27 protein-coding genes and 1 riboswitch are annotated in these 26,688 nt (G+C 58.6%); of the genes, 14 read left to right on the top strand and 13 right to left on the bottom strand.

Translation table 11 applies throughout. From position 1 onward, the window contains the following. Positions 1–56 precede the first annotated feature (56 nt). The 4 genes from hflK to ACR0JG_RS08860 all read left to right on the top strand — a co-directional run bounded on the left by hflK (position 57) and on the right by ACR0JG_RS08860 (position 3,911). Positions 57–1,199, top strand: coding sequence for an FtsH protease activity modulator HflK (gene hflK / locus ACR0JG_RS08845; protein WP_170393723.1), 1,143 nt, complete (start codon positions 57–59; stop codon positions 1,197–1,199). Continuing rightward, on the top strand, positions 1,199–2,095 hold the full coding sequence (gene hflC, locus ACR0JG_RS08850; RefSeq protein WP_170393556.1) for a protease modulator HflC: 897 nt from the start codon (positions 1,199–1,201) through the stop codon (positions 2,093–2,095). The genes hflK and hflC overlap by 1 nt, the downstream gene beginning before the upstream one ends. Further along, a complete protein-coding gene (locus ACR0JG_RS08855; RefSeq protein ID WP_170393554.1) occupies positions 2,095–2,289 on the top strand; it encodes a DUF2065 domain-containing protein in 195 nt (64 codons plus the stop codon). Before hflC ends, ACR0JG_RS08855 begins: the two co-directional genes overlap by 1 nt. A gap of 179 nt (positions 2,290–2,468) precedes the next feature. Then, entirely contained in the window at positions 2,469–3,911 is a 1,443-nt protein-coding gene (locus ACR0JG_RS08860; protein WP_480503421.1) for a Do family serine endopeptidase, read from the top strand. Between the two features lie 229 nt (positions 3,912–4,140). Here ACR0JG_RS08860 and ACR0JG_RS08865 read toward each other — a convergent pair whose 3' ends face one another. The 5 genes from ACR0JG_RS08865 to ACR0JG_RS08885 form a co-directional block, all read right to left on the bottom strand. Next, positions 4,141–4,809 (bottom strand): Crp/Fnr family transcriptional regulator, encoded by a 669-nt coding sequence (locus ACR0JG_RS08865; protein WP_170393550.1) that lies wholly within the window; start codon positions 4,807–4,809, stop codon positions 4,141–4,143. A 109-nt stretch (positions 4,810–4,918) separates the two neighbouring features. Then, positions 4,919–5,524, bottom strand: a complete 606-nt coding sequence (locus tag ACR0JG_RS08870; RefSeq protein ID WP_170393548.1) for an inner membrane-spanning protein YciB — start codon at positions 5,522–5,524, stop codon at positions 4,919–4,921. 16 nt (positions 5,525–5,540) lie between these two features. Continuing rightward, a complete protein-coding gene (locus ACR0JG_RS08875; RefSeq protein ID WP_170393546.1) occupies positions 5,541–6,443 on the bottom strand; it encodes a DMT family transporter in 903 nt (300 codons plus the stop codon). An 88-nt stretch (positions 6,444–6,531) separates the two neighbouring features. Further along, positions 6,532–7,671, bottom strand: coding sequence for a signal recognition particle-docking protein FtsY (gene ftsY / locus ACR0JG_RS08880; RefSeq protein ID WP_480569144.1), 1,140 nt, complete (start codon positions 7,669–7,671; stop codon positions 6,532–6,534). A 58-nt stretch (positions 7,672–7,729) separates the two neighbouring features. After that, positions 7,730–8,368 carry a lysoplasmalogenase family protein gene (locus ACR0JG_RS08885; RefSeq protein ID WP_480569147.1) on the bottom strand — a complete coding sequence of 213 codons (639 nt, stop codon included), beginning with the start codon at positions 8,366–8,368 and terminating at the stop codon, positions 7,730–7,732. 141 nt (positions 8,369–8,509) lie between these two features. Here ACR0JG_RS08885 and ACR0JG_RS08890 point away from each other — a divergent pair, with 141 nt between their 5' ends. Next, positions 8,510–8,905 (top strand): hypothetical protein, encoded by a 396-nt coding sequence (locus ACR0JG_RS08890; RefSeq protein WP_480569150.1) that lies wholly within the window; start codon positions 8,510–8,512, stop codon positions 8,903–8,905. On the opposite strand, the gene ACR0JG_RS08895 is transcribed toward ACR0JG_RS08890, so the two are convergent. Together ACR0JG_RS08895 and xseA are read right to left on the bottom strand one after the other, a co-directional pair. Next, entirely contained in the window at positions 8,881–9,543 is a 663-nt protein-coding gene (locus ACR0JG_RS08895; protein ID WP_480569152.1) for a glutathione S-transferase family protein, read from the bottom strand. The two genes, ACR0JG_RS08890 and ACR0JG_RS08895, sit on opposite strands and share 25 nt — an antisense overlap. A gap of 3 nt (positions 9,544–9,546) precedes the next feature. Beyond that, positions 9,547–11,031 (bottom strand): exodeoxyribonuclease VII large subunit, encoded by a 1,485-nt coding sequence (gene xseA / locus ACR0JG_RS08900; RefSeq protein ID WP_480561773.1) that lies wholly within the window; start codon positions 11,029–11,031, stop codon positions 9,547–9,549. 74 nt (positions 11,032–11,105) lie between these two features. Here xseA and purD point away from each other — a divergent pair, with 74 nt between their 5' ends. Further along, positions 11,106–12,368, top strand: a complete 1,263-nt coding sequence (gene purD, locus ACR0JG_RS08905) for a phosphoribosylamine--glycine ligase (RefSeq protein WP_480561771.1) — start codon at positions 11,106–11,108, stop codon at positions 12,366–12,368. 94 nt (positions 12,369–12,462) lie between these two features. Here the strand turns inward: purD and ACR0JG_RS08910 are convergent, their stop codons facing one another. Beyond that, entirely contained in the window at positions 12,463–13,161 is a 699-nt protein-coding gene (locus ACR0JG_RS08910) for an FG-GAP repeat domain-containing protein (protein WP_480438415.1), read from the bottom strand. A 92-nt stretch (positions 13,162–13,253) separates the two neighbouring features. Next, positions 13,254–13,577: a 2Fe-2S iron-sulfur cluster-binding protein gene (locus ACR0JG_RS08915; RefSeq protein ID WP_170510621.1), complete on the bottom strand. Its 324-nt coding sequence runs from the start codon at positions 13,575–13,577 to the stop codon at positions 13,254–13,256. 310 nt (positions 13,578–13,887) lie between these two features. Between ACR0JG_RS08915 and ACR0JG_RS08920 the strand changes: the two genes are divergently transcribed. Continuing rightward, positions 13,888–14,025, top strand: coding sequence for an error-prone DNA polymerase family protein (locus tag ACR0JG_RS08920; RefSeq protein WP_170404964.1), 138 nt, complete (start codon positions 13,888–13,890; stop codon positions 14,023–14,025). Positions 14,026–14,065: 40 nt separating this feature from the next. On the opposite strand, the gene ACR0JG_RS08925 is transcribed toward ACR0JG_RS08920, so the two are convergent. Beyond that, positions 14,066–14,836 (bottom strand): extensin-like domain-containing protein, encoded by a 771-nt coding sequence (locus tag ACR0JG_RS08925; protein ID WP_480569155.1) that lies wholly within the window; start codon positions 14,834–14,836, stop codon positions 14,066–14,068. Positions 14,837–14,967: 131 nt separating this feature from the next. Further along, the gene (locus ACR0JG_RS08930) at positions 14,968–15,657 is read right to left on the bottom strand and encodes a glutathione S-transferase N-terminal domain-containing protein (protein WP_480569158.1); all 690 of its coding nucleotides are present in this window, start codon (positions 15,655–15,657) and stop codon (positions 14,968–14,970) included. Positions 15,658–15,787: 130 nt separating this feature from the next. Continuing rightward, positions 15,788–15,865, top strand: a riboswitch (SAM riboswitch). A gap of 62 nt (positions 15,866–15,927) precedes the next feature. Between ACR0JG_RS08930 and metZ the strand changes: the two genes are divergently transcribed. From metZ to ACR0JG_RS08955, 5 genes are all read left to right on the top strand, one after another. Next, positions 15,928–17,118, top strand: a complete 1,191-nt coding sequence (gene metZ, locus ACR0JG_RS08935; protein WP_170596012.1) for an O-succinylhomoserine sulfhydrylase — start codon at positions 15,928–15,930, stop codon at positions 17,116–17,118. 181 nt (positions 17,119–17,299) lie between these two features. Next, positions 17,300–18,403: a GTP cyclohydrolase FolE2 gene (gene folE2, locus ACR0JG_RS08940; RefSeq protein WP_170563343.1), complete on the top strand. Its 1,104-nt coding sequence runs from the start codon at positions 17,300–17,302 to the stop codon at positions 18,401–18,403. 281 nt (positions 18,404–18,684) lie between these two features. Continuing rightward, complete coding sequence (locus ACR0JG_RS08945; RefSeq protein WP_480569161.1) at positions 18,685–19,437, top strand: hypothetical protein; 753 nt, start codon at positions 18,685–18,687, stop codon at positions 19,435–19,437. A gap of 51 nt (positions 19,438–19,488) precedes the next feature. After that, positions 19,489–20,937: a TrkH family potassium uptake protein gene (locus ACR0JG_RS08950; RefSeq protein ID WP_170393516.1), complete on the top strand. Its 1,449-nt coding sequence runs from the start codon at positions 19,489–19,491 to the stop codon at positions 20,935–20,937. Further along, a complete protein-coding gene (locus ACR0JG_RS08955) occupies positions 20,937–22,511 on the top strand; it encodes a thiamine pyrophosphate-binding protein (protein ID WP_480569164.1) in 1,575 nt (524 codons plus the stop codon). Before ACR0JG_RS08950 ends, ACR0JG_RS08955 begins: the two co-directional genes overlap by 1 nt. 56 nt (positions 22,512–22,567) lie before the next feature. On the opposite strand, the gene ACR0JG_RS08960 is transcribed toward ACR0JG_RS08955, so the two are convergent. Beyond that, positions 22,568–24,307, bottom strand: a complete 1,740-nt coding sequence (locus tag ACR0JG_RS08960) for a serine protease (RefSeq protein WP_480569167.1) — start codon at positions 24,305–24,307, stop codon at positions 22,568–22,570. Positions 24,308–24,513: 206 nt separating this feature from the next. Here ACR0JG_RS08960 and ACR0JG_RS08965 point away from each other — a divergent pair, with 206 nt between their 5' ends. Beyond that, positions 24,514–25,443: a glycine--tRNA ligase subunit alpha gene (locus ACR0JG_RS08965; protein WP_480569170.1), complete on the top strand. Its 930-nt coding sequence runs from the start codon at positions 24,514–24,516 to the stop codon at positions 25,441–25,443. 8 nt (positions 25,444–25,451) lie between these two features. Here the strand turns inward: ACR0JG_RS08965 and ACR0JG_RS08970 are convergent, their stop codons facing one another. Further along, positions 25,452–26,084 (bottom strand): MarC family protein, encoded by a 633-nt coding sequence (locus ACR0JG_RS08970; RefSeq protein ID WP_170626061.1) that lies wholly within the window; start codon positions 26,082–26,084, stop codon positions 25,452–25,454. A 78-nt stretch (positions 26,085–26,162) separates the two neighbouring features. On the opposite strand from ACR0JG_RS08970, the gene ACR0JG_RS08975 reads away from it, so the two are divergent. Then, positions 26,163–26,684, top strand: coding sequence for a DUF6446 family protein (locus ACR0JG_RS08975; RefSeq protein ID WP_480569173.1), 522 nt, complete (start codon positions 26,163–26,165; stop codon positions 26,682–26,684). Positions 26,685–26,688 lie beyond the last annotated feature (4 nt).

Below are 26,688 nucleotides of genomic sequence, written 5' to 3' on the forward strand. Positions count from 1 at the left end.
CACACGTTACAAGGGAACCCGTGATCACACGGTCCAACACAAGGGAAAAGATACATATGGCGGGCAACAGCGGCGGCCCCTGGGGGGGCGGAGGCTCATCCGGAGGCGGAGGAAATCGGGGTAATAACGGGGATGGGCGCAAGCCCCCCGAAGGTGACGGCCCGCAGATCCCCGAGATCGATGAGCTGATGAAAAAGGGCCAGGAACAGCTGCGCGTCCTGATGGGCGGTCGTGGCGGCGGTGGCCGTGGTACAAATGGTTCGGGCGGCGGCGGTGGCCCCGCGTTTACCAAAGGGACCGTTGCGATCGGTCTGTTGGTTGCGGCAGGTCTGTGGGGGCTAGCAAGCTTTTATACAGTCAAACCCGAAGAACAATCTGTCGAACTGTTTCTGGGTGAGTTCTCGGCTGTCGGAAATCCGGGTCTGAACTTTGCGCCTTGGCCGTTTGTGACCGCCGAGGTCATTCCGGTCACCCGCGAACAGAACGAAGACATGGGCGGTGCCCGTGGCAGCGACGATGGTCTGATGCTGACCGGTGACGAGAATGTAGTCGATATCGACTATCAGGTTGTCTGGAACATCAACGACCCGGCGAAATTCCTGTTCAACCTGCGTGATCCGCGCCAGACGATCCGCGCCGTGTCTGAATCGGCGATGCGTGAGATTATTGCCCAAAGCGAGCTGGCGCCGATCCTGAACCGGGATCGTGGTATCATTGCTGATCGCCTTCAGGAGCTGATTCAGGAGACAATGGACAGCTACGATTCGGGTGTGAACATCGTTCGTGTGAACTTTGACAAGGCCGACCCACCGCAGGACGTGATTGCCGCGTTCCGCGACGTTCAGGCCGCCGCGCAGGAGCGTGACAGGTTGCAGAATGTCGCTGACGCCTATGCCAACCGCGTTCTCGCTGAGGCGCGTGGTGAAGCCGCGCAGGTACTGGAAGAGGCTGAAGCTTATCGTGCCCAGCAGATCAACGGTGCACAGGGTGAAGCCAGCCGCTTTAGCGCGGTTTTGGAGGAATATTCCAAAGCACCTGATGTGACCCGCAAACGTCTGTATCTGGAACGCATGGAGCAGGTGCTGGGTGATGTGGACAAGATCATTCTGGATGAAAACTCGACAGGATCGGGGCAGGGCGTTGTGCCTTATCTGCCGCTCAACGAGTTGCGCCGTAACCCTGCAGGGGAGAGCAACTGATGCGTAAGACAACGTTTATTCTGCCGATCATCTTTCTTGCGATAGTCGGTGTTCTGTCCTCGATCTTCATCGTGGACGAGCGTGAGCGCGCTCTGGTTCTGCAATTTGGTCGCGTTGTTGCGGTTAAGGAAGATCCGGGGCTGGCATTCAAAATCCCGCTGATTCAGGAAGTGGTACGGTATGACGACCGTATCCTGTCGATTGACGTTCAGCCGCTGGAAGTGACGCCTCTGGACGATCGTCGTCTGGTGGTCGATGCCTTCGCACGCTACCGGATTTCTGATCTGGAACAGTTCCGTCAGGCCGTTGGTGTCGGCGGTATCCCGGTTGCCGAGGATCGTCTGGACCGCATTCTGCGCGCCGAAACCCGCGAAGTACTGGGTTCGGTTTCGTCCCGTGACATCCTCAGCTCGGATCGTGCCGCACTGATGCTGCGTATCCGCAACAGCGCGATTGCACAGGCACGTGCGCTCGGCGTGAACGTAATCGACGTGCGTCTGAAGGCGACCGATCTGCCGCAGGCCAACCTTGAGGCGACGTTTGACCGGATGAAGGCAGAACGTGAACGTGAAGCGACCGACGAACGCGCCCGCGGTAACGAAGCCGCGCAGCGTGTGCGCGCGCAGGCCGACCGGACCGTGGTTGAACTGGTTTCCGACGCCAACCGTGAGGCCGAGATCATTCGCGGTGAGGCGGATGCCGAACGCAACGCGATCTTTGCCGAAGCCTACGGCGCCGATCCGGAATTCTTTGAATTCTACCGGTCGCTCACTGCTTACGAGAACGCTCTGCAAGGCAGCAACAGCTCGTTGATCCTGAGCCCGGACTCGGAGTTTTTCAACTACCTTGCTTCTCCGACCGGGCGTCGGGCACCGGCAGCTGCGGCCGCTGAGTGATGGGCATGATCCTTCTGGCCTTCGGGCTGGTACTGATTGTCGAGGGGCTGGCCTATGCGCTGGCCCCTTCGCTTATTGAACGCATGCTTGAGGCGCTGCGCGCGTTGCCGGAACAGGCGCGGCGGCTGGTCGGGCTGCTTTGTGTGGTCAGTGGGCTGGTGCTGCTGTGGGGCGCATATCAGGTCGGTTTTTGATGCGATGGTTTCACGCACCGGTGATTTCCCCGCGATCCCGAGTTGCGGGCCGGGACAAACTGACTACATTGGTTGCAAAGAAGGGCATCCGGGTGATGCCAACAGAGAATTAGTCAACAAGGAGACCCCAAGTGCAGGCTAAGGCGCGCAGTGTGTCCGTCCGACGGGACGATTTTGTTATGAAGATGCGGCTGATGTGGCTGACCTTAGTGGGGGTGCTGCTGGTTTTGGCTCAATCGGTGTCCGCGCAGGCGCGGGGTGATAGCCTGGCGCCGCTGGCTGAACAGATTAGCCCTGCGGTAGTCAATATCACCACGTCGACACTGATCGAAGGCCAGACTGGCCCGCAAGGGATCGTGCCAGAGGGCTCACCATTCGAAGACTTTTTCCGAGAGTTTCAGGATCGCAATGGCGGGGACAATGAAAATCGTCCACGTCGCAGCAATGCGCTGGGCTCGGGCTTCGTGATCTCGGAAGACGGCTATATCGTCACCAACAATCACGTGATTGCCGAAGCCGATGAGATATTGGTCGAGTTTTTTCCCGGTGATGGCCAGCCCGCGAAAGATTTGGTTGCCAAGGTAATCGGCCGGGACGAAAAGACCGACATCGCGCTGCTGAAAGTCGAGGCGGAAGGGCCGCTGAAATACGTGCAGTTCGGTGACAGCGACATTGCCCGCGTGGGCGATTGGGTGATCGCGATGGGGAACCCGCTGGGGCAAGGCTTTTCGGTGTCAGCAGGGATTATCTCGGCCCGGAATCGGGCACTGAGCGGGTCATATGATGACTACATCCAGACCGATGCTGCGATCAACCGGGGCAACTCGGGTGGGCCGCTGTTCAACATGAATGGCGAGGTGATCGGCGTAAATACTGCGATCCTGTCGCCCAATGGTGGCTCGATCGGGATTGGTTTCTCGATGGCTTCGAACGTGGTGATCAAGGTCGTTGATCAACTGCGTGAGTTCGGGGAGACCCGCCGCGGTTGGCTGGGCGTGCGCATTCAGGACGTGACCGAGGATATGGCCGAGGCGATGGGGCTGGACAAACCCGGAGGTGCGTTGATCAGCGATGTACCGGACGGCCCGGCAAAAGAAGCGGGCCTGCTGGCCGGAGACGTGATCATCAGCTTTGATGGCGTCGAGGTCGAGGATACACGCGGCCTTGTGCGGCAGGTGGGAGAGACCACCGTTGGCAAATCTGTGCGTGTGGTCGTGCACCGTGATGGAGGCACCCAGACCGTGCTGGTGACGCTGGGCCGCCGCGAAGACGCCGAACGTGCCGAGAACGGCGAAGAGCCGGAAGCCGAAACGCCGACGGAGGAAGACAAGGATATTCTTGGCCTGACCATCGCTCCGCTGGGGGATAGCCAGCGCGAGGAATTGGGTCTGGATGCCGATGCCGAAGGATTGTTGGTGACCAATGTTGATGAATCCTCGGAAGCCTTTGAAAAGGGTCTGCGCGCCGGTGATCTTATCACTGAGGCGGGGCAGCAGAAGGTGACTTCGATCACTGATCTGGAGACGCGGATGGATGAGGCGCGTGAAGCAGGACGCAAATCTCTGTTGCTGCTGGTGCGGCGGGGCGGGGAACCCCGGTTCGTAGCGCTGAGCCTAGAATAATAAACTCAGCGAACAGATCCGAAATTAGAAGGTCGGGATATATTCCCGGCCTTTTTCATACTTCGTTAAGAAAAAAGCCATATGCCGGGGAAGGCATATGGCTCTGTACAGGGAGAGGTCGGTGGACAGATATCGGGGATGATAAAACCGACCTCCTACGGTAACGGGATTGACCTTAGGGCAATGTTAAAGCTGCGTATGTGAAGCGGATCACATCTGTGCCGAAAATTTAGATTAAATCGGATTCGGCCAGTTGCCGCAGCGCGTCAAAGTCGTGGATCTGCAGCCCGCCGCGCGAAGCTTCGACGACATTGTCGCGTTTCCATGTCGAAATGGTCTTTGACACTGCCTCACGCGTCGCACCGACAAATTCGGCCAATTCGCTCTGCGAAAGCGTGATACGTGCCGTTGGGCTGTCCTGTTGTCCTGCCAGGTGCAAAAGCTTGCGCGCCAGTCGGATCGGCATCGGCAGGAATACCTGCTCGTTCAATTGAGCGCCCATATAACGCATGCGAAGACCGGCCAAGCGGATCAGATCCACCGCAAGGTCAGGATGTTCCCGGATCTGCGCCATCATGTCTTTCTGGCGAACGCGCAGGACTTTGGAGGGCTCAGCTGCTGTTACGGTTGCGGTGCGGGGACCGCTATCGAACAACGCGATTTCCCCGAACACCTCACCTGGGCGCATCATGCTGAGAGACAGCTTGCGCCCGCTCGACGCAAGAAATGACACTTCGAGCGCACCGGAAAGAATGGCATAGAGCGCATCGCCTTCATCGTCCTGCTCGAACAGGACATCGCCCCGATCCAATGTGACTTCGGTGGCCTGGGCTGCCAACATGGTGCGCAGCTCTTCAGAGGCTTCGGACAGGAATCCACTGTTGGGAAATGCCATCATTCGGGCGCTGATCTCCGGGGTTGAGTGGTGCGGGTGGTGACCCAACTTTTCACAGCTTCAAGCTTAAGCCAAGAAATTTTGTTAGCTTGTTACGCTTGGGCAAGAACAGTTATTGCTTGTCGGGATCATCCATATAGCTTTGCAGCAGGTTGAACTGCATCATCAGAAACGCCATCAAGGCAATGGGAAAGCCGAAGGTTTCGATCTTGACCCATAGGTCCGTTGACATCGTGCGCCAGACCAATTCATTGGCTGCGGCCAGTACTGCGAAACAGGCACACAGACGCCGGGTGAGGATCATCCAGCCCTCGTGCTGCATGGGTAGCATCTCGTCCAGAACATATGCCAGGTAGGATTTCCCCTGCAAAAGCCCGATCCCGAGGATGGCGGAAAAGAAGCCATAGACCAGCGTTGTTTTCATCTTGAAAAACCGCTCGTCATTGAACCACGCGGTGAGGCCGCCGAAGAAAATCACCATGAATGCGGTGAAAATCTGCATCCGGCTGAGTTTGCCCGTCAGGTACCAGAGGATGCCCATGGCAGCCAGCATCAGCGGCACGAACAGGATGGTGGCGACGATGAACCCAGAATACTCGGTGCCGCCGATCACGAAATTGTCATCACGCAGGCGCAGGTAGATGAAGAAGAAGGCCAGTGGGGGGCCAAGTTCCAGTACCTGTTTGAGGAATGGGTTGATGTCTTTTTTCTCTGCCATGATTCCAACCTGCTGCTTACCCGCCCATTTCAACTATTACTGCGCCGAGTGCAATCAATGCCATCAACGCAATGCGTCTGGGGCCGACAGTTTCTTTCAGCACCAGCCAGCCGATGAGTGCTGCGAAAACGGTGGAGGTTTCGCGCAGGACCGCCGCCTCTCCGACCTTGTCCAGTCGCGTGGCCAGCATGATGGCACCGAAGGACATCGGCGCGATGATGCCGCCCGCGAACCCGCGAAGCATCAGAGGTCCAAGCGCAGGGCGGTGGATCATTGCGCGGTATCTGAGCGCAGCATAGATCGGCATCGCGGCCCCGTCGATCATGAAGAACCACGCAAGGAAGGTGAACGGGTCGGCCGTAGCGCGGATACCGTAGGCATCATAGGTCGTATAGAGCGCCACGAAGAGGCCCGTGACGACCGCCAGCACCAGCGCGATTTGCAGCGTATCTCGATTGGTCTCAAGGTAGCGCAGGTTATAGGCGGCAAGGCCGAAGATACCCGCAAGAAGCGTCGCCACTCCAAGCCATTGGATGGCCGAGAAGGTTTCACCGAACAAAAGATAGGCTCCGATCACAGTGAAGAGCGGGCCAGTACCGCGCACGACCGGATAGACAACGGTATAGGAGCCTTTGGTGTAGGCCATCGCCTGCAGCACCTTATAGCCGATATGTATCAGCCAAACGACGCCAAAGATCGGCCACATGTATGGTTCGGGCCATGGCACGATAAAGAAGGCGAATGGCATCGCCATAAGGCAGTAGCAGGCATCGATCGCCCCGCGCGACATCCACGGGTCGTGGCGACCTTTTTGCAGTGCACCGAAAACCGCATGCAGAAAGGCCGCCATCAGCGCGAGGGCGAGGGCGAGTTGGTGGCCTGCTTCGGTGCCTTCGAGGGAGATCAGCCAGTCGCTCAAATCGGGGCTTTCGCTTGGGCGGAGAGAGTGGGGGGCTGTCTGCCCCCCACGCCCCCCGAAGGTATTTTCGGCCAGATGAAGGGGCGGATCAGGATTGTAGGCCCGTAAGGGCGGCGGCGAATTCTTCGGGATCAAACGGGGCGAGGTCGTCGATTTGCTCACCTACACCAATGGCGTGGATCGGAAGGCCGAACTTGTCGGCGAGGGCGACCAGCACGCCGCCTTTGGCGGTTCCGTCCAGTTTGGTCATCACGAGGCCCGAGACATCGGCCAGTTTGCGGAAGGTTTCGACCTGACTGAGGGCGTTTTGCCCGGTGGTGGCGTCCAGCACCAGCAGAGTGTTGTGCGGTGCGGTGTCGTCAACCTTGCGGATGACGCGGACGATTTTGGCCAGCTCTTCCATCAGGTCGGCGCGGTTTTGCAGGCGGCCTGCTGTGTCGATCATCAGCAGGTCGGCACCTTCGTTCTGCGCTTTGGTCAGCGCATCAAAGGCCAGCGAAGCAGGGTCGGAGCCTTCGGGGGCGGTGAGCACTGGAACGCCTGCGCGGTCGCCCCAGACCTGCAATTGCTCGACGGCGGCGGCGCGGAATGTGTCTCCGGCGGCGATGACGACTTTCTTGCCGGCGGCTTTGAACTGGCTGGCAAGCTTACCGATTGTCGTAGTTTTGCCCGAACCGTTGACGCCAACAACCAGCACCACTTGCGGGCGCTTGGGGTAGATCGGCATTGGTTTGGCCACGGGTTCCATCACGCGGGCAACCTCCTGCGCCAGCAGCTGTTTGATTTCCTGGGTCGAGAGTTTGCGGCCAAAGCGCCCCTCGGCCATGTTGGACGTAACGCGCAAGGCGGTGTCGACGCCCATATCCGAGGCGATCAGAAGCTCTTCGAGTTGCTCCAGCATGTCGTCATCCAGCGTGCGGCGGACAACGGTCTTGGATTCATTTAGGCCGAACAGACGACCCATCAAACCCTTGGATTCTGGAACCTCTGGGGGTGGAGGCGCCGGTGTGGGATCAGCCGGGATCGGAGCGGGAGGCTCGACCGGTTGGGGCGCGGGCGTGGGTTCAGGTACTTCGGGAACCGGTTGCGGTTCGGGCTCTGGTTCGGGGATCACCGGATCAGGATTTGGGGTTTCCTCGCCGCCATCCTCGACAATTGCATCCAGCCCCTCTTCGAGGCGCGATGAGGATTTGAACAGCTTGTCCTTGAGCTTTGAGAAAAACGCCATTTTTGATCTCCGCAGGTGTTCCCCTCACCTAATGTGGATTGAAGGCAGTTGCAAAGGGTCAGGTGAAGGCGATCAGAAACCCGGCTTGGGCAGCCCAGTAAAGCGGCCAGACCAGATAGGGCGTAAGCTTCAGGGTCGGGTGATTGGCAGGTAGCAGGAACTTTTCAGTCGCAAGCGCCAGGTCCGAGGCGATGAAGGCCATCGCGGCGGGAAGGGCCCAGCGTAAGGCTCCAGTTTCGGGAAGGGCAAGAACGGTGATGCCCATGCCCAGGATGATTGGAATATAAGCGAGGACGGGGATTTTGAGGTCTCCGGCGCGGGGGGTGAGCAGCGTGGCCATAACGATGCCCAGGATGATCAGGGACCAGAAGATCGCGGGGTGGTCGAAGATCAGTTCAGGGTTGCTGCTGGGGCTCATCAAAAATAAGGCGATATAGGCCAAATGCCCCGCAGCAAATGCACCGATGCCTGCCATGAATGTGCTGTCGTTTTCGCGTGACAGAAGGGCATCGCCTATCGCGCAGAAGGTGAGGGCGAGGATCAGGAGCCATGGCGCGCTTGCCAGTATGGCGACGCCTGCCAGCAGCACGACCGATGCTGTTTTCAGCGTGCTACGCAGGGTGCTGGCCGGGCGCGTGGTAAGTGGCAGGTAGGTCAGCGCGCAGGCCGCCGCAATCCAGAAAAGAAGTGTCGTCATGGTGCGTCCCCGATGTTTTTGAGGCAATCATCGCCATGATCTCGGCCGTGCATCAAGGCGTGACGTGGAGTTATCTTGCCGATCGTCGCGATGTGGAAAGGTTGAATGGCACTTGTGGGCAGCTTCTGACACAGTGTGGCCATGATCCGAACTTGCTTGATTCTACTGACCCTTGCCTCACAGCCCGTTGCGGCGCAGTCGCCTCTGTCAGGGCCTGAGTTTGATGCGTATACGCGTGGAAAAACCTTGTATTACGGGTTCGATGGGCAGGCCTACGGAGTCGAACGGTATCTGCCAGACCGCCGAGTCATCTGGTCATTTCTGGATGGCAATTGCATGAACGGAGTATGGTACGAGCAGGAAGATCAGATCTGTTTCATCTATGAGGATCAACTGGCGCCGCAATGCTGGGTTTTCTGGCAATCTGGGGGCGGATTGATCGCGCAATTCGAGGGCGATCCGACCGCGACCGAGCTGTACGAGGCCGAGGATATTGGCGAAGAGATGTTGTGCTACGGACCGGATGTCGGGGTCTGAAATGGTCGCAGGTCTTCATAGTCCAGCATGATGTGATGTTGAAACGCGGGCCTTTCGGTTAGCCGTTCATAGTATCGACGCAAATGCGGTAACGGAGCGCGGACGATGTCGATATCGTAGTAGCGGTAAAGGACGTGGCCGAACTGTATATCCGCCAGTGTAAAATGCTCACCCGCAAGGAACGTGTTTTGGTCCAGCTCCTTGTCTGCGATTGCCAGTTTGATTTCCAAATCGCTGACGGCCCGATGGATCGCTGTTTGGTCCTGCTGTTCAACGGGTGTTCGCACAATTTGCCAGAACACCGGAACGGTGAACGCCATCGCCACGTTGAGTTTCGCCCATTCGGCCCATTTGTCGATCGTGGCGCGCCGGGTAGGATCTGAAGGCCAGAATGCCTGATCACCATATTGGGTGGCCAGATATCGCAGGATGGCGCCGGTTTCCCAAAGCGGTGGGTTGTCGCCATCTTGCAGGACGGGGATGGTTTTGTTTGGGTTCAGTGCCCGAAACGCTGCAGTGTCCAGCCCGCCGAAGCGATGGCCAAGATCGTGACGCTGGCATTCTAGGCCAAGCTCACCCACGCACCACATTAGGGCCTGAACGTTCGAGGATGTTTTACGGCCCCAGATCGTCAACATCGGTCAGAACAACGATCCCTGATCAGGAGGTGCCTGTTTGGATTTCTTGGGTGGCGCCTTGCCCGCAGCCCCGGTGCTGAGGCGACCGTCAGCGAATTCGATCTCAAGAACAGCGTGACCGGAGGCTTGAGCTTTGGTTGTGATGACCTCTCCTTCGGCGCGCACGACGGCGTAGCCACGCCCGAGCGTCGCCTTGTAGCTCAGCGTTTCACGTAGGCGGTCGGTGGCGTCCATCTGCTGGCGCAGGCGGTCCAATCGCGTGGATTGCCCGGTGTTCAGGCGTTCGGATAGGCGATTCAGAGCGTCGCGCCGTGTTTCCAGCTCGCGCTGGATCGGGCGCAGTGACAGGCGTGAGGACAGGTTGCGCCAGCGATCGCGGCGGGTTTCGACAAAGCTGCGCAGGGTCGAGGGGCGCAGGCGGGCCGCACTGTCCAGCAGTTTGACGCGGCGGTTCTGAACACCCCGGATCAGCGCGTTGGGCAGGCGTTCCGAGATTTGGTCGAGCCTTTGGCGCGGGCTTTCCAGCAGTGTATCGGGGCGGGGCAGGGCTCGGGACAGGTCGCGCAGACGCTGGCTGCGGCGTTGCACGGCATCCGTGGAGGCGCGCGACAGGCGGGCCCCTTGTTCGTTGGTCCAAGCCAGCAGTTCCATGCGGACCGGTACGGCAAGTTCGGCAGCGGCGGTTGGCGTAGGCGCGCGGCGGTCCGAGACATAGTCGATCAGGGTGGTGTCCGTCTCGTGCCCGACGGCCGAGATCAGCGGGATTTCTGAGGCTGCAGTCGCGCGCGCGACGCTTTCTTCGTTGAAGCCCCAGAGGTCTTCTATGGACCCACCGCCGCGCGCGACGATAATCAGGTCGGGTCGCGGGAGGGCCCCGCCCGGTGTGAGTTGATTGAAGCCTTCGATGGCGCGGGTCACTTCGGGGGCACAGTTTGCCCCCTGAACCGCGACGGGCCAGATCAGTACTTTGCGCGGGAACCGATCACGCAGCCGATGCAAGATGTCTCGGATCACCGCACCGGAGGGCGAAGTGACAACGCCGATGATCTGCGGCAAGTAGGGCAGGGGTTTCTTGCGTTCAGCCGCAAACAAGCCTTCGGATTCGAGCTGCTTTTTGCGCTTTTCCAGCAATGCCATCAGCGCGCCTTGCCCGGCGACGGCGACTTCATCGACATTCAGGTTGTATTTCGACTGGGCTCCAAAAGCTGTCAGGCGCCCGGTGACGACAACCTCGAGGCCTTCTTCGGGAACAACTGAAAGACCAGAAATCTGCCCTTTCCAAGTTGTGCAGGCCAGCACGTTCCGGTCGTCCTTTATGTCGTAATACAGATGACCCGAACGGGCCTTGAACACGCGGCCCACTTCTCCACGCACACGGATTCGGCCAAAGGTGCCCTCGAGCGTGCGCTTCACCTCGCCTGAGATGTCCGAGACAGTGTATTCGGGGGTGTTCTGACCCGGAATCGGGTCATCTAGCAGGTCGGACATTTCAGCGCCTTGTGTCAAATCTCTGCGCAGCTTAGAACGCCGCGCAGGCAAGGCCAAGCAGATCGGAGCGTTTCATGAATATCCTCATTCTCGGCAGCGGTGGACGCGAGCACAGTCTGGCTTGGGCGGTGATGCAAAACCCCAAATGTGATCGCCTGATTGTGGCGCCGGGGAATGCCGGGATCGCCCAGATCGCAGAGTGCGCGGCGGTGGACATTGAGAATGGCGGTGCTGTGGTCAACTTTGCCGAGGAAAACGCGATTGATTTCGTGATCGTTGGCCCCGAAGCGCCTTTGGCCGCAGGGGTCGCTGACCGGCTGCGCGAAGCGGGTGTGCTGGTTTTCGGGCCCTCGGCAGAAGCGGCGCGGTTGGAGGCCTCAAAAAGTTTCACCAAGGAAATCTGTGACGCATCCGGCGCGCCGACGGCGGCTTATGCCCGGTTCGCCGAGGCTGAGCCCGCCAAGGAATACATCCGTGCGCAGGGGACCCCGATCGTGGTCAAGGCCGATGGGCTGGCTGCCGGGAAGGGCGTGATCGTTGCGATGGACGAGCAAACCGCCCTGAACGCGATTGACGACATGTTCGGCGGAGCCTTTGGTGGCGCGGGGGCCGAAGTGGTGATCGAGGAGTTCATGGAGGGCGAGGAGGCGTCTCTGTTCGTGCTCTGTGACGGAGAGGATATCCTGTCGATCGGCACAGCGCAGGATCACAAGCGCGTCGGCGAGGGCGATACCGGGCTGAACACTGGGGGGATGGGCGCCTATTCTCCGGCCCCGGTGCTGAGCGCCGAGATCGAGGCCCTTGCGATGGATCAGATCGTGCGCCCGACGGTGGCCGAGATGAAGCGGCGCGGGACACCGTTTCAGGGTGTGCTCTACGCCGGTTTGATGATCAAGGATGGTCAGCCCAGGTTGGTGGAGTACAACGTGCGGTTCGGAGATCCCGAATGTCAGGTACTGATGATGCGCCTTGGCGCTCAGGCCATGGACCTGATGCACGCGGCGGCCGAGGGTCGCTTGGCTGAGACGCGGGTGAACTGGGCCGACGATCACGCCATCACGGTCGTGATGGCGGCAAAGGGGTATCCTGGTTCTTATGAAAAAGGCACTGTGATCAACGGCCTGGGTGATCTGGCCGAGGATAGTAGCAACATGGTATTCCACGCGGGGACAAAAGCGGCTGAAGGCAAGGTTCAGGCCGCGGGTGGCCGCGTTCTGAATGTGACTGCGCGTGGGGAAACGCTGAAAGACGCACGCGACCGGGCGTATGACATGGTTGAAGGTGTTGATTGGCCTGAAGGGTTCTTCCGTCGCGACATCGGCTGGCGCGCGCTTTAACTCAGTAGTCGGGCTGCGCCCGGCTTGATGATTTCGGGGCGAGGGGCCAGCCCCTCGCGCTCCCCGAGGTATTTATGGCCAGATGAAGATCGGATCAGCACTTTAGTGCGTTGGCCAGATCTTTGAGACTGTTGAGTGGTCCGAGGTCTTTTTGTCGCCAGCCTTTGCTGTACGAGACGCCTATGATCCGCGACCAGTCGGCGCTGGCGAGGATCAGCTCAGGGTGCGTTTCGCATTGGCGCAGACCGCCTGAAATAAAATCTTCTCCGATCCTGTGATTGGTAAGGCCAGGGATTGTCGCGATTTCAATGAGTTCACCGTCTTTGTAACGCCAGATGCGCAGAGTTTTCGCAAGGTGTGGGCGGTCGACATAGGCGATCTCGACATGTCCATCACCATCCAGATCGGCGGCACCGATGGGGGCGAGCCAGCGGTTGCGCGTGCCGATATGGGGGGTGGCGGCGATTTTTTGACCATTGACGTCATAGATCGCCAGTTGAGCACCCGTATGCTGCTGGGTCTCTACAACGATGACTTCGGGCAACCCGTCCTGATCGATATCGGCCAGGCGTGGGGCAAGATCTTCGAATACGCGGTCTTCAGGCAGACGTATTGTAACGGTCGAGCGTTTGGAGCTATCGACTTTTCGCCGCGCCGCCGAGGAAAGACTTGTACCGACGCCGATTTCCAAAGCACCGTATTCGATGGCGTCGCCAAGCACCCCATGGGCGTAGCGTGTTGTTGGTTCCGTGAAGCGAGCAGATACTTTGGTTTCGCCGCTGGCTGCGGGCATATTCCCCGTTAGCCAAATGCAAACCATCAGAACAGCGCCGCGCGCCCGACGCTGCCAAAGGCGGTTGGGCTGGCGCGGCGCATCAGGGTGCATCAGATCTGCTTTTCGGGCATCTGCACAACCAGACCATCCAGCGCGTCGGTGACCTTGATCTGACAGGTCAGGCGCGAGCGGGTCGGGTCGGGTTCATAGGCGAAGTCCAGCATGTCTTCTTCCATGTCGTCCTTGGCGGGGATTCTCTCGACCCAGTCAGGATGAATATAGACGTGGCAGGTCGAGCAGGCGCAGGCGCCACCGCAATCGGCCTCGATGCCGGGAATGTTGTTGTCACGGGCCCCTTCCATGACTGTCAGTCCGTTGGCGACCTCGACTGTGTGTTCGGTACCGCCATGCTCGACATAGGTGATCTTTGCCATTGCGTGCGTCTTCCTTTTGCATGTGTCGGAGTCTTCATTAGTGAAGGGCGCTTGGTCTTTCCAGCATCATCTGCATCTCATGATGCCACGTCTGGACATTCCTGTAGGTTGTTCCCTATATGTTCTCACGCTTGTTGCCTCTATTTTCCCTGCGGATTCAAACTGGGACTGTCCATGCCCACCTGCTTGCCTGCCCATTATCCGGCTGAACAATCCGTCATAGAGGGCGCTGATGGCAGTGGCCGGGCTGTGATCCCGTGGCAAAGGCTTGGGACGACCAAGTTGTGAATTTGTCAAGCTGGAGGATGAGATGGACATCGTAAATGTGTTGGTCTGGAGCGAGATCTGCGAACGCTTCCGCCGTACCTTGAACTCGGGACGCCTACTAAGGATCACGAGCCGGATGCAGCTGGTGAGTTTGGTGACCCATATGATCGCGCATATCTAGGGCAAGCAATATGCTTTAATGCAGGGGCAGGAGGAACAGGCTAGCGGCAAACAGGGCCCTTGCCGCGGCGAGCAGTATCTAAATGAAAATGCCCCTTATGATTGTGGTCCGCGTCGGGGCCAAGCACCGTTCCGAACAATCCGCATGCACCTGTGTGAAGTTCGCGCATAACGTCGCTTGACCCTTCGTCGCCCCAGCCGTCAAGCACGGTAATCACGGTGCCATCCATCAATATGAAGGACGAAATATCAATCGCGCGCCCTCGTGCATGTTCAGAAATCCGTGCGCCCGGTTGATTGTTCTGTGTCTTGCACGCATAATGACCAGCCAAACGTATTCCTTTCAGGCCGCCTCCTTGGTCCGCAAAGGCCGGTTTGGCCGTATTCTCCAACCATGTCTTCAGCGTAATGGCCGTCTTGCAATCCATCAATGCCAATTGGCTGAGAAAGATGTTAGACACCATGCGGATAAGCACTGGATCGGCTATGCCGCACCCCCGAAACTTACCTGTAAAAGGCTTTCGGTTCTCGCCGAGTATGGTCCAGTCGCCACATACCGCACCGCGTTGACGCATACGATCTCGCCCGATTTCAATCTGACGAAATTTGCAGGGGCGCAGTCGTGGTCTGGCGGAAACCGTCAACTCTCGTTCAGGAGGCCCATCGACAGCTTCTTCTATGATCACGTCTAGTTCAACGGGCGGTTCAAGGGCGACAAGTTCGTGAGGTTGCGCCTGCTCGGGTTCCTCGCAATCCGGTGCGGCACTTGCAATACCCGCGCATATGATAAACGAAAGGGCTAAAACTCGCATGCAGTTACTCGTTCCCTTGCAGGTCCGATCAATTGCATCCTTATCTGTCTCGGTGCCCCTGCGTTGGGCGCATCGGATGGGGCTGAATAATATCCTATTTCTGTTCAAGATGACAGTATAGCAGCGAAGTCCTACTGCTTGAACAAATTGCTTTGCGCCTGCTTGTCCCGGTTATCGCCACGCAACTCCGCATGTAGTGCGCGACCTGCCTGAACGCCCGGGCGGGCGCTCATCATGTCCAGCCAGCGGGTAAAATGCGGTTTATCCTCCAGCACTTGTTGCTGACCTTCCCACAGGCTGGCCCAGCCCCAGATCGACATGTCGGCGATGGAGTAGAAATCGCCGGCGACGTATTCGTTTTCGGCCAGCCTGCGGTCGAGCACGCCGTAGAGACGCCCGACCTCACTGCGATAGCGGTCTTTCGGATAGGAATGGTCTTGTGGCGGGTCTAGATGTGGAGCGTATTTCAGGAAGTGATGCGCTTGGCCGGCCATCGGGCCTACGCCGCCCATTTGCCACATCAGCCATTCCTCGACTGCGATCCTGTCACGTTCGGTATTGCCGTAGAACCGCCCGGTCTTGCGGGCGAGGTACATCAGGATCGCGCCGCTTTCGAACACCGAAACAGGCGCGCCGTCAGGGCCGTCCGGGTCGACGATGGCGGGCATACGGTTGTTAGGTGAGATCTTCAGAAATTCAGGGTCGAACTGGTCGCCCTTGCCGATGTTGATTAAGTGGGTTTTGTAGGGCAGCTCCATCTCTTCCAGGGCGATGGACAACTTCCAGCCGTTGGGCGTGGGCCAGAAATAGAGATCAATCATGGGGCCTCCTTGAGTTTGGGCGATCATGAAGCTTTCTGCACAAACGGCAAGAGCGCGCGTGGCCGTGTTACGAAAGCGTGACCGGTGATCAGTCGGGCTTGACGTGTTCCGGGGCGGGGCGTAAACGCATCTTCATTCATGTGGCGATTTGTTACCGGATTGCGGGCCACGTTAAACAACACCGCTAAAAGGTCAGGATGAAAGACCCCTTTCGCTTGGCCGCGTCTGGGGTTTTTTGTTTGCCTCCAATGCGGGGCTGAAAGGAATGAGATGAGCGAGAGCTGGAACAAACGCACCCAAGCCGTCCATGGCGGCATCCGTCGCAGTCAGTACAATGAGGTTTCTGAGTCGATCTTTCTGACGCAGGGGTTTGTCTACGATACCGCCGAGCAGGCCGAGGCCCGGTTTATCGAAAGCGGCCCGGATGAGTTCATCTATGCCCGCTACGGCAACCCCACCGTGTCGATGTTCGAGCAGCGTATCGCAGCTTTGGAAGGCGGCGAGGATGCGTTTGCCACCGCTTCAGGTATGGCCGCTGTGAACGGTGCGCTGACTTCGATGCTGCAGGCGGGCGACCATGTGGTTTCAGCCAAGGCGCTTTTTGGGTCCTGTTTGTATATCCTCGAAAACATCCTGACGCGTTATGGCGTTGAGGTGACCTTTGTAGACGGCACCGATCTGGACGCGTGGGAGGCCGCGATCCGGCCTGACACCAAGGCAGTGTTTTTTGAATCCATGTCGAACCCGACGCTTGAAGTGATCGACATCACGTCCGTGTCGAGGCTGGCCCATGCGGTGGGTGCGGTTGTAATCGTGGACAACGTGTTCTCGACACCCGTGTTCTCGCGCGCGATCGAACAGGGAGCCGACGTGGTGGTCTATTCGGCGACCAAGCATATCGACGGGCAGGGCCGGGCGCTGGGCGGCGTGATCATCGGCACCAAGGAATTCATCCGTGGCACGGTCGAGCCTTACATGAAGCACACCGGCGGTGCGCTTAGCCCGTTCAGCGCTTGGATCATGGTCAAAGGTCTTGAAACCATGGCCCTGCGCGTAAACGCCCAAGCCGACAGCGCGCAGAAGATTGCAGAAGCTTTAGAAGGGCATTCTGCACTGGAGCGGACACTGTATCCCGGGCTGAGAACCCATGCGCAAAACGCGTTGGTGCAAGAGCAGCTGGGCGGCAAGGGCGGCACGGTTCTATCGCTGGACATCAAGGGCGGCAAAGCGGCGGCGTTTGCTTTCCTGAATGCGCTGACGATCCCTGTGATCTCGAATAATTTAGGCGATGCCAAGTCGATCGCAACGCACCCGGCCACCACAACGCACCAGCGTCTGAGCGACGAACAACGCGATGAGTTGGGTATCACGCCGGGCCTGATCCGACTTTCGGTTGGGCTTGAGGATGCCGGTGATTTGCTTGCGGATATCCAGCGCGCGCTAGACGTATCTCAGGGCTAGTGATGCGCCGGGAATGCATCATCAGGCGGATGTGATCCGCCTGATCCGGCGCATTTGGTTGTAAAATGACGATTTCTTGCCTCGAATTTCGATCCGGACTGCTATTCCGCGCGTATCGTTCAGGACTGGTAATTAAACCTCGGTGGTATATAACCGTCGGCCTAGCAAGGGATCCGTGCCAATGAACATTCATCCGCGCGACATCAACGAGACACCCGATCACGATCAGGCCGCAGCAGCGCTCAAGGTGCTGCGCGAATGGGCGAAATCAGCCTCGGCGGCCGAGATCAGTCAACTTGACCCGGCAATTGCGCAGCTTGTCCCGGGGCTGTTGCCGTCAAACTATCCGGCCCTGTCGCGCGAATATCCCCACGAGTTCGAGGCGGATGCAGCCTATAAGGCCACATTGCCGGATCTGCAAAACGGTCCGTCCAGCCTGATCCGGGGTTCGAAGCAGCAGATCCAGCATGTCGGCATCTCGAATTTTCGCCTGCCGATCCGGTTCCATCGCAAAAGTGGTGCCGAGCTGACACTTGAGACCTCGGTCACCGGGTCTGTCAGCCTTGAGGCCGAGAAGAAGGGCATCAACATGTCTCGGATCATGCGGTCCTTCTACAAGCACGCCGAGCGCACCTTTAGTTTTGAGGTGATGGAGGCAGCGCTGAACGACTATCTGACTGATCTGGATAGTTTGGATGCGCGCATACAGATGCGGTTTTCCTATCCCGATCGGATTGAGAGCCTGCGTTCGGGCTTGTCCGGATACCAGTATTACGACATCGCGCTGGAACTGGTTGATCAAGGCGGAGAACGTCTGAAGATTATGCATCTGGACTATGTCTATTCGTCCACATGCCCCTGTTCATTGGAACTGAGCGAACACGCGCGCGCAACCCGCGGGCAGCTGGCGACGCCGCATTCCCAGCGCTCGGTGGCGCGGATTTCGGTGGTTATCGATTGCAACGCCGATTGTCTGTGGTTCGAAGATCTGATCGCGCTGTGCCGCCGCGCGGTGCCAACCGAAACTCAGGTGATGGTCAAGCGCGAAGATGAACAGGCCTTTGCCGAACTGAACGCTGCCAATCCCATATTCGTGGAAGATGCCGCGCGTCTGTTCTGCGCCGAGCTGCAGGCCGATCATCATGTCGGCGATTTCCGTGTGATCGCCAGCCATCAGGAAAGCCTGCACAGCCATGATGCGGTCTCGATTCTGACCGAAGGTCCAACCTTCGAATCCGCGAGCCTGGACCCGCGTTTGTTCACGACGCTGTTTCATGTGGGCTGATTGACCCCGCGGAAGCTGCTGGAAAAACAGTCAAAAATCCTGCATGGGCGCTTTTTTGCCGCAATGCAGCAGGAAATGCTGCATCTGCACCCTGAATTGCGCTAGATTGTCCCCGAGTGCAGCTGCTGCGCATCCGTAAAAACCGGGTCGCGCAGCCCGAAAGGAAACCGGGACGTGCAACGCCTTGGACCGCCAACCTGCAAATCCGCCCGGACGATTGGGGCGGGCGGGGTCCTTTACTCATCTACCCGCTGCCTCGGTTTTATCAGGAGAGACATGCAATGAATCCGATTACTCAACCACTTGAGTTTCAGGCAGCCGCCATCCGGATGGCCGGTTACGCAATGGCCAGTCAGATGGAGATCATGCAGATCATGACCCGCGCGGCTTTTGATCTGCCGATGACACCTCTGCACGGACTGAAGACAGCCGAGGCACCCGCACCGGTTGCCCGCGAAGTGGCGACACCAGCAACGCGAAAGCCAGCCAGACCGGCTGCAAAAGCCAAGGTTGCAGTAAAGCCTAAAGAGGCGCCGAAACCCAAAGCAGCACCAAAGCCGAAGGCGGCGGCTAAGCCTGCGGCGGCACCAGCGCCGAAAACGGCGGCTCCTAAGGTTGCGGCCGCTGCACCCAAGGCGGCCCCGGACGCCAAAACGGCTGTGAAAGCAGCACCGGCGAAGGCCAACGTATCTGCGAAATCCGCCTCGAAAGCGGCCAAGCCAGTATCAACGGCGGCCAAGCCGGTTGCGGAGTTTAAATCTTCCGCACAAGCCAAGGCACAACCGGCAGCCGCAGCGCCGAAAGCATCAGCAAACACGGCAAAAGCGGCGCCCAAGGCACCTGCGGTAGCTAAGCCCGCCCCGGCAAAAGCTGCGCCTCAGGCCAAAGCGGCTCCGAAACCTGCCGCTGCAAAACCTGCGACGAAGAAACCCGCAGCTGCGTCGGCTGAGCAGGCCAAACCGGCACCGCGTCGTGCACGCGCCCCGTCGAAGCCACCCGCGATGCCGGGCGTTGAGATAAAATCCGACAGTTAACACGGATCATCTGCTTGACACCGTCGGGCTGGCGCGCCAACGCTGCCCGTCATGATGGATCTTCGCCCGGTCGGATATGTGATTGGCCTGCTGGTCGCCATTCTAGGGGCGACCATGCTGCTGCCCATGCTTGTCGACATGATCGAGGGGCGGGGCGAGTGGCATGTTTTCTTTGAAAGCGCGGTCATAACACTGCTGACCGGCAGTGTTCTTGCGATGAGTTGTTCCAACGGAGTGGGCGAAGGTCTGACCATCCGTCAGACCTTTTTGCTGACCTCGGGTGTCTGGGTGGCGTTGCCGGTTTTTGGCGCAATTCCGTTTCTGTTCGGCGAAACTGAACTGCGTTTCGTCGATGCCTATTTCGAGGCGATGTCGGGGCTGACCACCACAGGTTCAACCGTGATCTCGGGGCTAGACGAACTGCCACAGGGCTTGTTGCTCTGGCGGGGCGTTTTGCAATGGTTGGGGGGCATCGGAATCATCGTCGTGGCGATGGTGTTCCTACCCGAGCTGCGCGTTGGTGGGATGCAGATTTTCCGCTCGGAAGGGTTTGAAACCATGGGAAAAATTCTGCCCCGCGCGCAAGAGATCGCCGGGCAGATTTCCTTGATCTACGTATTTCTGACGGTGGTCTGTGCATTGGTCTATGCCGGTTTCGGCATGAGCTTTTTTGACGCCGTCGTACATGCCATGACCACAATCGCGACGGGCGGGTTTTCAAACTATGACAGCTCTTTCGCCCGGTTTTCGGGACCTCTGGAATATGCCGCTGCCATCTTCATGATCCTCGCGGCGCTGCCATTTGTGCGGTATGTGCAATTGGCCAATGGTCACACAAGCTCGTTGTGGAAAGACAGCCAGATTCGGGCGTTTCTGGCAACCATCGTGGTTCTGGTTGTGATCATGTCGATCTTCCTGACTTCGGTCTTTCCGCATCATTGGGAGCAGGCGTTCCGCGAGTCGCTGTTCAACATCACATCGATCATTTCGGGCACAGGGTACGCGAGTGTCGACTATATGGGCTGGGGCAGTTTTCCGGTCATGTTGTTCTTCCTGATCGGATTGATTGGCGGTTGCGCGGGGTCCACCGCGTGTTCGATCAAGGTGTTCCGCTATCAATTGCTGTTTGCGTCGATTAAAACCCAGCTCAGCCGAATTCGTTCGCCGCATGGTGTGTTCGTGCCGCGCTATGATGGACGACCGATCAGTCGCGACGTGCTGACCTCGGTCATGAGTTTCTTCATGTTCTTTGCACTATCGATGGGGGTTCTGTCGTGGGCGCTGGCCCTGACGGGGTTGGACTTTATCACCTCGGTATCGGGGGCCGCGACGGCACTGGCTAATGTTGGGCCGGGACTGGGGGAACAGATCGGGCCAGCAGGCAACTTTGCGGGGCTGAATGACGGTGCCAAGTGGCTGCTGACGATCGGGATGCTGGTCGGACGCCTTGAACTGCTAGCTGTCTACGCAATCTTTACCGTTCAATTCTGGAGAGGCTAATGAAACGACCCCTTGGGGCGCAGATCTCGCACATGCTTAAGGATCGTGGCGTTGACGTGATCTTTGGCATACCGGGCGTGCATAATCAGGAGATGTATCGCGGTATCGAAGAGGCCGGGATCACGCATGTTCTGGCCCGACACGAGCAGGGGGCCGGTTTCATGGCCGATGGATTTGCCCGCGCGTCTGGCAAGCCGGGGGTGGCCTATGTGATCACCGGACCGGGCCTGTGCAACATAATGACGCCGATGGGGCAGGCTTATTCGGATTCGGTGCCGATGCTGGTGTTGTCTTCTTGTCTCGAAGAGACACAAGCACTGCGTGGCCAATTGCATCAGATGAAGGATCAACGCGCTGCGGCCGAGACAGTTACAGACTGGTCCTGTCAGGCGAACGATGCCAAGGCTGCCTATGGTCTGATCGAGCGCGCCTTCGAAGAGTTTGAGCTGTCGCGCCCGCGACCGAAACACATTCAGGTACCCATCGCGCAATTGGAGGCCGAGGCAGCGCCTGCACCTTTTCCAAACCAGCCTGCCTTGCGCAACCAGACTGTTCCACCGGATGTGGCACCGGTTCTGTCGCTGCTGAATATCGCGCAGCGGCCGTTGTTCATATTAGGCGGCGGGTGCCGGTCTAACCTTTGGCGACAGATCCTGACCCAGTTGGGGGCGGCGTGCTTCACGACATATGCCGGTCGCGGGCTGGCCGGGTCCGATTATCCGCTGGATTTCGGATCGATGCTGCCACGACCGGGCAGCGCCAAAGTAATTGCCTCGGCTGATCTTGTCGTTGTTGTCGGTGCTGAATTGGGCGAGGTTGATCTGTGGCGCCATGATCTGGGCCACAACGCAACTATGGTGCGTGTTGATCTGGACCCGCAAGTGCTGTCAGACCACCATCGTGCGGCTGTCAAACTGCAGGCAGATGGTGAGAGTTTTGCGCATGCGCTGTGGGCAGTGTCCGATCAGGTAAAACCATCCGCTGGTTGGTCTGCGGACGAGGTGCGCGAGGCGCGCGCGCGCTGGCGGGCCGAGGTAGATGCCGAGCGCCCGGGCATTGTCCCCGTGGTCGATGCACTCAGGGCGGCCATGCCCTTGGATACGATGATTTATTCGGACATGACCCAATTCGCGTATGTCGCGAAAGAAGTCTGGGACATGGGCTTTCCTTATCATTGGCACCACCCGACTGGATTTGGCACGCTGGGTTACGCCCTGCCAGCCGGGATCGGTGGTGCAGTAGCACGGCGGGGCAAACCCACAGCGGTCATCGCGGGTGACTATGGTTTTCACTACACAATGCAAGAGCTTGGGGTTGCTGTCGAACTCGGCCTGCCGCTACCCATCATTCTGTGGGACAATGGTAAACTCAAAGAGATTGAAGAGAGCATGGTGCGCGGACAGATCGCGCCCAATGCGGTGATCGCGCGAAACCCGGATTTCTGCAAACTGGCCGAGGCGTTCGGGGCGCTGTCAGCTGCACCGAAGACGCTGGACGAGATGCAGGACGCAGTGCGCGCCGCCTTTCAGGCCGAGGTTCCCACATTAATACGGGTCACACCGGATATCCTGTAAACCTATGAAAAAAGGCGTGCACCTTCGTGCAGCGCCTTTTCCCTGAACCTGATTGTTCAGTCCCAGCAGTGCACCAGAACGGTCATTCCGTTGGCTCTGCGGCTCAGTTCGTTGGGTGAAATCTGGGCTGAGCCTTGCGCGGGCTGACCTGAGATGCCCGCCTTGGTCAGAACCTCGGTCAGACGTGCCACATTCGCCGCAAGGCTGACCGAGTCGGGCAGGGTACGCCCATCGGAAGGGGCAGGTAGCAACATGCCAACAACGCTGCCGCTATCGTCAAAAACAGGTCCTCCCGCGTCGCCGGGCTGGGCGGACAGTGCAAGGCGTTTGACGCCATCTTCTCCATTCAGGCCGCGGATATCAGCGATTTCGCCAAAGGTCAGAGTAGGGGCACCCAACGCGCCTTCGTAAGAAAAGCCCGAAACAGCGACCTGAGACTGAATACGCGGAACGCCCGCGCGGAACTCGGCAACACTGATCGGGGCAAGGGTCTGGCTAGGACGCAGCACAGCGACACCAAGGTCGGCATCCTGCCAAGCCAGCTGAACCTCTTGGTCACCGTCCAGCGTGATGCGGGTGCAGCTTTCAGCGGCCTCGGTGACCGTCAGAACCGTACCATCAGCGTCGGCGAAGAAGCCCGATCGCGATAGCCGCGGTTTGCGGATTTGCAGTCCAGACATCAAATCGATGCGCTGGTCAGCATCCGCTCCGGCACCGGCATCCAGTACGGCATCGGTCGTGGCAAAGCTTGCACGCATCGCGGCCAAAACTCGAGCGCGGCGAGCCTCATCCCCGGCAGGCCAGACCAGCGTGAAACCTTTGATCTTGCCGTCTTTCAGAGCCGCTTGCGTGAACGAGGTCATGCCATTTCCGCGCCCTTCAATCGTGAAGCTGTTGCCACGCAGGCTGCGCTCACCGTCCAGAGGAACGATTTCAAGCGACTGCATCACTTGATAGAGCGCCCGCAGGGTTGCGGCAGAGCCTTCCTGCGAGATCAGCAGCGCCTTGGTGTCCAGATCAGAAGTGGGGTTGAAATGGGCAAAGGGTGCCTCGTAACGGTCAAAGCCCAAGACGCCCATTGGCATATCCAGTTCGATCCCGGCTTGCGGGTCGGAATAGCGTGCCATCCCGACGCTGATCAGTGGAGCGTTGTAGTCATCCATCAGGGTTTTGCGCTGCAACGTGGTCAGAACGCCAGTCGCGTCGAACCCGTTGGAACGTTGCCAATCGCCCATCGAGCGGCGGGTGCCCTGACCAAAGGCTCCGTCAATTGTTGAATTGTAGAACCCGGCTGCCTGCAACGCGGTTTGCAGATCTCTGCGCTCTTGCGTGGTCAAAAGGCGTTCGCCCTGCAGAGCCTGCGAACGGGTTTCATCTGCGTCCTGCAGGGTAAGACCGGCCAAGGGCTGCTCTGGTTGCGGCTCGGGCTGGATCGGGGCGGTGACGACGCCGCGGTTCAGGATGTTGGCACCGATGGGCCAGAACTGTTGCCCCAGCGCGCTGGAGAATGCGATGAAACTGTCCGATGGGATCTGACGCTCGGCCCGGTAAACGCGCAGCACCTGTTCGGCGTCGTCGCGTAAATAGGGCCCGATAACAATGGCATACCAGCCGGAATTCAGCCGAAACCCGTTCACATCGGGCAGCGCGTTCGCATAAACCTGCGCCCGTTCCTGCGCCTCGCGCAGCGACGGCTGTGCCTCGATCTGAACAAAGACGCCCGCATCTTGCTGGGCAAAAGCGGCGCGCAGGCCGAAGAGGATAAAGAATGTAATAACCGTAAATACGCGTGTCATTGTCTGCCCGTGTTCTGCAGTGTTTTCACTTTGGCGCAGATTACGCGGAATCGCGGTCCGATTGCCATGCCCGGAATACGGGGAATTCTGTGTGTGGCCGCTCAGCGACAGAGTGGCCGATTGGCCCGTTGACGCCCTTGGATGCCTTGCATAGGAAGGGCCGAACTTACCGGAACCGGGCGCCCCGCGCGTCCAAGGGAAATGTCATGACCGAACCCAAAAGCGCACCACGTTCATTTCAAGAGATTATCCTAAGGCTTCAGTCCTATTGGGCGTCGAAAGGTTGTGCGATCCTACAGCCCTATGACATGGAGGTCGGCGCAGGTACGTTCCATCCAGCAACCACGTTGCGCGCTTTGGGGTCCAAGGCTTGGTCAGCGGCCTACGTTCAGCCCTCGCGTCGCCCGACAGACGGACGTTATGGCGAAAACCCGAACCGGTTGCAGCATTACTATCAATACCAGGTGCTGATCAAACCCAGCCCGCCGGATCTGCAAGAGCTGTATCTGGGCAGCCTTGAGGCCATCGGCATCGACATGGATCTGCACGACATCCGCTTTGTCGAGGATGACTGGGAAAGCCCCACTCTGGGTGCTTGGGGTCTGGGATGGGAGGTCTGGTGTGACGGCATGGAAGTCAGCCAGTTCACCTATTTCCAGCAGGTCGGCGGCCATGACTGTGCGCCGGTTTCGGGTGAGCTGACCTATGGTCTGGAACGTCTGGCCATGTATGTGCTGGGCATTGATCATGTGATGGATATGCCGTTCAACGATCCGCAATCACCCAGCCCGCTGACCTATGGCGACATCTTCAAGCAGACCGAAGAGGAATACGCCCGCTGGAACTTCGATATTGCCAATACCGAGGTCCTGCTGCGTCATTTCGAAGAGGCTGAAACCGAATGCGCGACCATTCTGGCGCAGGAACATGACGACCCGAAGACGGGCAAGCGCATCATCATGGCGCATCCCGCATATGATCAGTGCATCAAGGCCAGCCACATCTTCAACTTGCTGGACGCCCGCGGGGTGATTTCGGTTACCGAAAGACAGGCCTATATCGGCCGCGTTCGCGCATTGGCCAAGCAATGCGCCGATGCGTTCGTGCAGACCGAGGCTGCCGGGTTCGAAGCTTGATGCAGCGCCTAGGCCAGTCCGGGCAACAACGCCTTCAGGCCGTCTGCGATCATGCTGATTGCGATAGCCGCAAGGATCATGCCCATGAAGCGGCTCATTATCACTCGGGCATTGTCCGACAGCCGCTTAGCCAACGCCGATGCGTTCCAGAACGTGATCAAAAGCAAGGCCACCACGAACAGAAATACACCTGCATAGACAACGGCTTCGACCGGGGTTTTGATGTGGTGCGCATAAAGGATCAGTGTTGTGATTGTTCCGGGGCCGACCAGAATGGGAAAAGCCAAGGGATAGAACGCAACGGTCTCGGGCGCGGGATAGGATTTCTTTTCTCCGTCGGTTCCGTGATGCGAGCTGCTCTGGTTCCCGTTCAGCATGTTCAGGCCGATCATCAGTACAACAAGGCCACCGGCGACGCGCAGGTCATCGACGCTGATGCCAAAGAGCCCAAGCGCGTGACTGCCGATCGCAGCGAAGGCGCCACCGAGGATCGTGCAATAAAGCGCAGTCTTCACAGCCACTTTGCGTTGATCCGAAATGGGCAGGTCTTGCGTAACACTCAGGAACACAGGCAAGTTGGTAATCGGATTCATGATTGCAAAAAGCGCGCCAAAGAATCCGACGGCAAGAGTGGTTTCCATGCGAGTAGCCTCGTTTCTGACCGTACTGCTTGGGAACCTGTCTTATTTTCTATGAACTTGAAAGAGGTGGCGTAAACGATGACTGGAAAATTGGTTGCGCTAATCCTTCTGATTTCTGGAGTTCTGGCCGGTACTGGCATGTATTACCTGCAGGTTTATGGGTTCTATTATGAGGTAGAACCGCGCCCGGGCCAGGATGTGGTCCTGCTGGCGCAAGGGGCGGAAGCGCCCGAAGCCATCGCCTATACTGGGTTTAAGGCCATTGACGCCGACAGTTCTCCGATCCGGTATCGGGCCTGTTTCGAAACCGAGTTGAGGCCGGATCAAATGGTGGATTTTACCCCTGTCGAGAACCCCGAGCCATTGACCGCGCCAGGGTGGTTTGACTGCTACGACGCAGTTGCGCTGGCCGACGTATTGAAATCGGGTCAAGCACAGGCTTTCTTGGGCACCAAGAACATCCATTATGGTGTCGACCGGATCGTTGCCATTACACAGGATGGTAAAGGCTACGTCTGGCATGCGCTGAACAATTGCGGTGAAAAGGCCTATGACGGCACGGTTGTGGGCGAGGAGTGCCCACCCAGGCCCGAGGGCTGATGCA

The organism is Ruegeria sp. AD5, from assembly GCF_056542345.1.

Bases quoted from the DNA above. Each gene is read 5' to 3' on its own strand.
- ACR0JG_RS08965 (WP_480569170.1), top strand. From the start codon at position 24,514: ATGACCGAACCCAAAAGCGCACCACGTTCATTTCAAGAGATTATCCTA.
- hflC (WP_170393556.1), top strand. From the start codon at position 1,199: ATGCGTAAGACAACGTTTATTCTGCCGATCATCTTTCTTGCGATAGTC.
- ACR0JG_RS08950 (WP_170393516.1), top strand. From the start codon at position 19,489: ATGATGGATCTTCGCCCGGTCGGATATGTGATTGGCCTGCTGGTCGCC.
- ACR0JG_RS08890 (WP_480569150.1), top strand. From the start codon at position 8,510: ATGATCCGAACTTGCTTGATTCTACTGACCCTTGCCTCACAGCCCGTT.
- ACR0JG_RS08960 (WP_480569167.1), bottom strand. From the start codon at position 24,307: ATGACACGCGTATTTACGGTTATTACATTCTTTATCCTCTTCGGCCTG.
- ACR0JG_RS08860 (WP_480503421.1), top strand. From the start codon at position 2,469: ATGAAGATGCGGCTGATGTGGCTGACCTTAGTGGGGGTGCTGCTGGTT.
- ACR0JG_RS08970 (WP_170626061.1), bottom strand. From the start codon at position 26,084: ATGGAAACCACTCTTGCCGTCGGATTCTTTGGCGCGCTTTTTGCAATC.
- ACR0JG_RS08865 (WP_170393550.1), bottom strand. From the start codon at position 4,809: ATGATGGCATTTCCCAACAGTGGATTCCTGTCCGAAGCCTCTGAAGAG.
- ACR0JG_RS08945 (WP_480569161.1), top strand. From the start codon at position 18,685: ATGAATCCGATTACTCAACCACTTGAGTTTCAGGCAGCCGCCATCCGG.
- ACR0JG_RS08895 (WP_480569152.1), bottom strand. From the start codon at position 9,543: ATGTTGACGATCTGGGGCCGTAAAACATCCTCGAACGTTCAGGCCCTA.
- purD (WP_480561771.1), top strand. From the start codon at position 11,106: ATGAATATCCTCATTCTCGGCAGCGGTGGACGCGAGCACAGTCTGGCT.
- ACR0JG_RS08870 (WP_170393548.1), bottom strand. From the start codon at position 5,524: ATGGCAGAGAAAAAAGACATCAACCCATTCCTCAAACAGGTACTGGAA.
- ACR0JG_RS08885 (WP_480569147.1), bottom strand. From the start codon at position 8,368: ATGACGACACTTCTTTTCTGGATTGCGGCGGCCTGCGCGCTGACCTAC.
- metZ (WP_170596012.1), top strand. From the start codon at position 15,928: ATGAGCGAGAGCTGGAACAAACGCACCCAAGCCGTCCATGGCGGCATC.
- ACR0JG_RS08915 (WP_170510621.1), bottom strand. From the start codon at position 13,577: ATGGCAAAGATCACCTATGTCGAGCATGGCGGTACCGAACACACAGTC.
- xseA (WP_480561773.1), bottom strand. From the start codon at position 11,031: ATGTCCGACCTGCTAGATGACCCGATTCCGGGTCAGAACACCCCCGAA.
- ftsY (WP_480569144.1), bottom strand. From the start codon at position 7,671: ATGGCGTTTTTCTCAAAGCTCAAGGACAAGCTGTTCAAATCCTCATCG.
- folE2 (WP_170563343.1), top strand. From the start codon at position 17,300: ATGAACATTCATCCGCGCGACATCAACGAGACACCCGATCACGATCAG.
- ACR0JG_RS08910 (WP_480438415.1), bottom strand. From the start codon at position 13,161: ATGCCCGCAGCCAGCGGCGAAACCAAAGTATCTGCTCGCTTCACGGAA.
- ACR0JG_RS08955 (WP_480569164.1), top strand. From the start codon at position 20,937: ATGAAACGACCCCTTGGGGCGCAGATCTCGCACATGCTTAAGGATCGT.
- hflK (WP_170393723.1), top strand. From the start codon at position 57: ATGGCGGGCAACAGCGGCGGCCCCTGGGGGGGCGGAGGCTCATCCGGA.
- ACR0JG_RS08930 (WP_480569158.1), bottom strand. From the start codon at position 15,657: ATGATTGATCTCTATTTCTGGCCCACGCCCAACGGCTGGAAGTTGTCC.
- ACR0JG_RS08975 (WP_480569173.1), top strand. From the start codon at position 26,163: ATGACTGGAAAATTGGTTGCGCTAATCCTTCTGATTTCTGGAGTTCTG.
- ACR0JG_RS08925 (WP_480569155.1), bottom strand. From the start codon at position 14,836: ATGCGAGTTTTAGCCCTTTCGTTTATCATATGCGCGGGTATTGCAAGT.
- ACR0JG_RS08855 (WP_170393554.1), top strand. From the start codon at position 2,095: ATGGGCATGATCCTTCTGGCCTTCGGGCTGGTACTGATTGTCGAGGGG.
- ACR0JG_RS08920 (WP_170404964.1), top strand. From the start codon at position 13,888: ATGGACATCGTAAATGTGTTGGTCTGGAGCGAGATCTGCGAACGCTTC.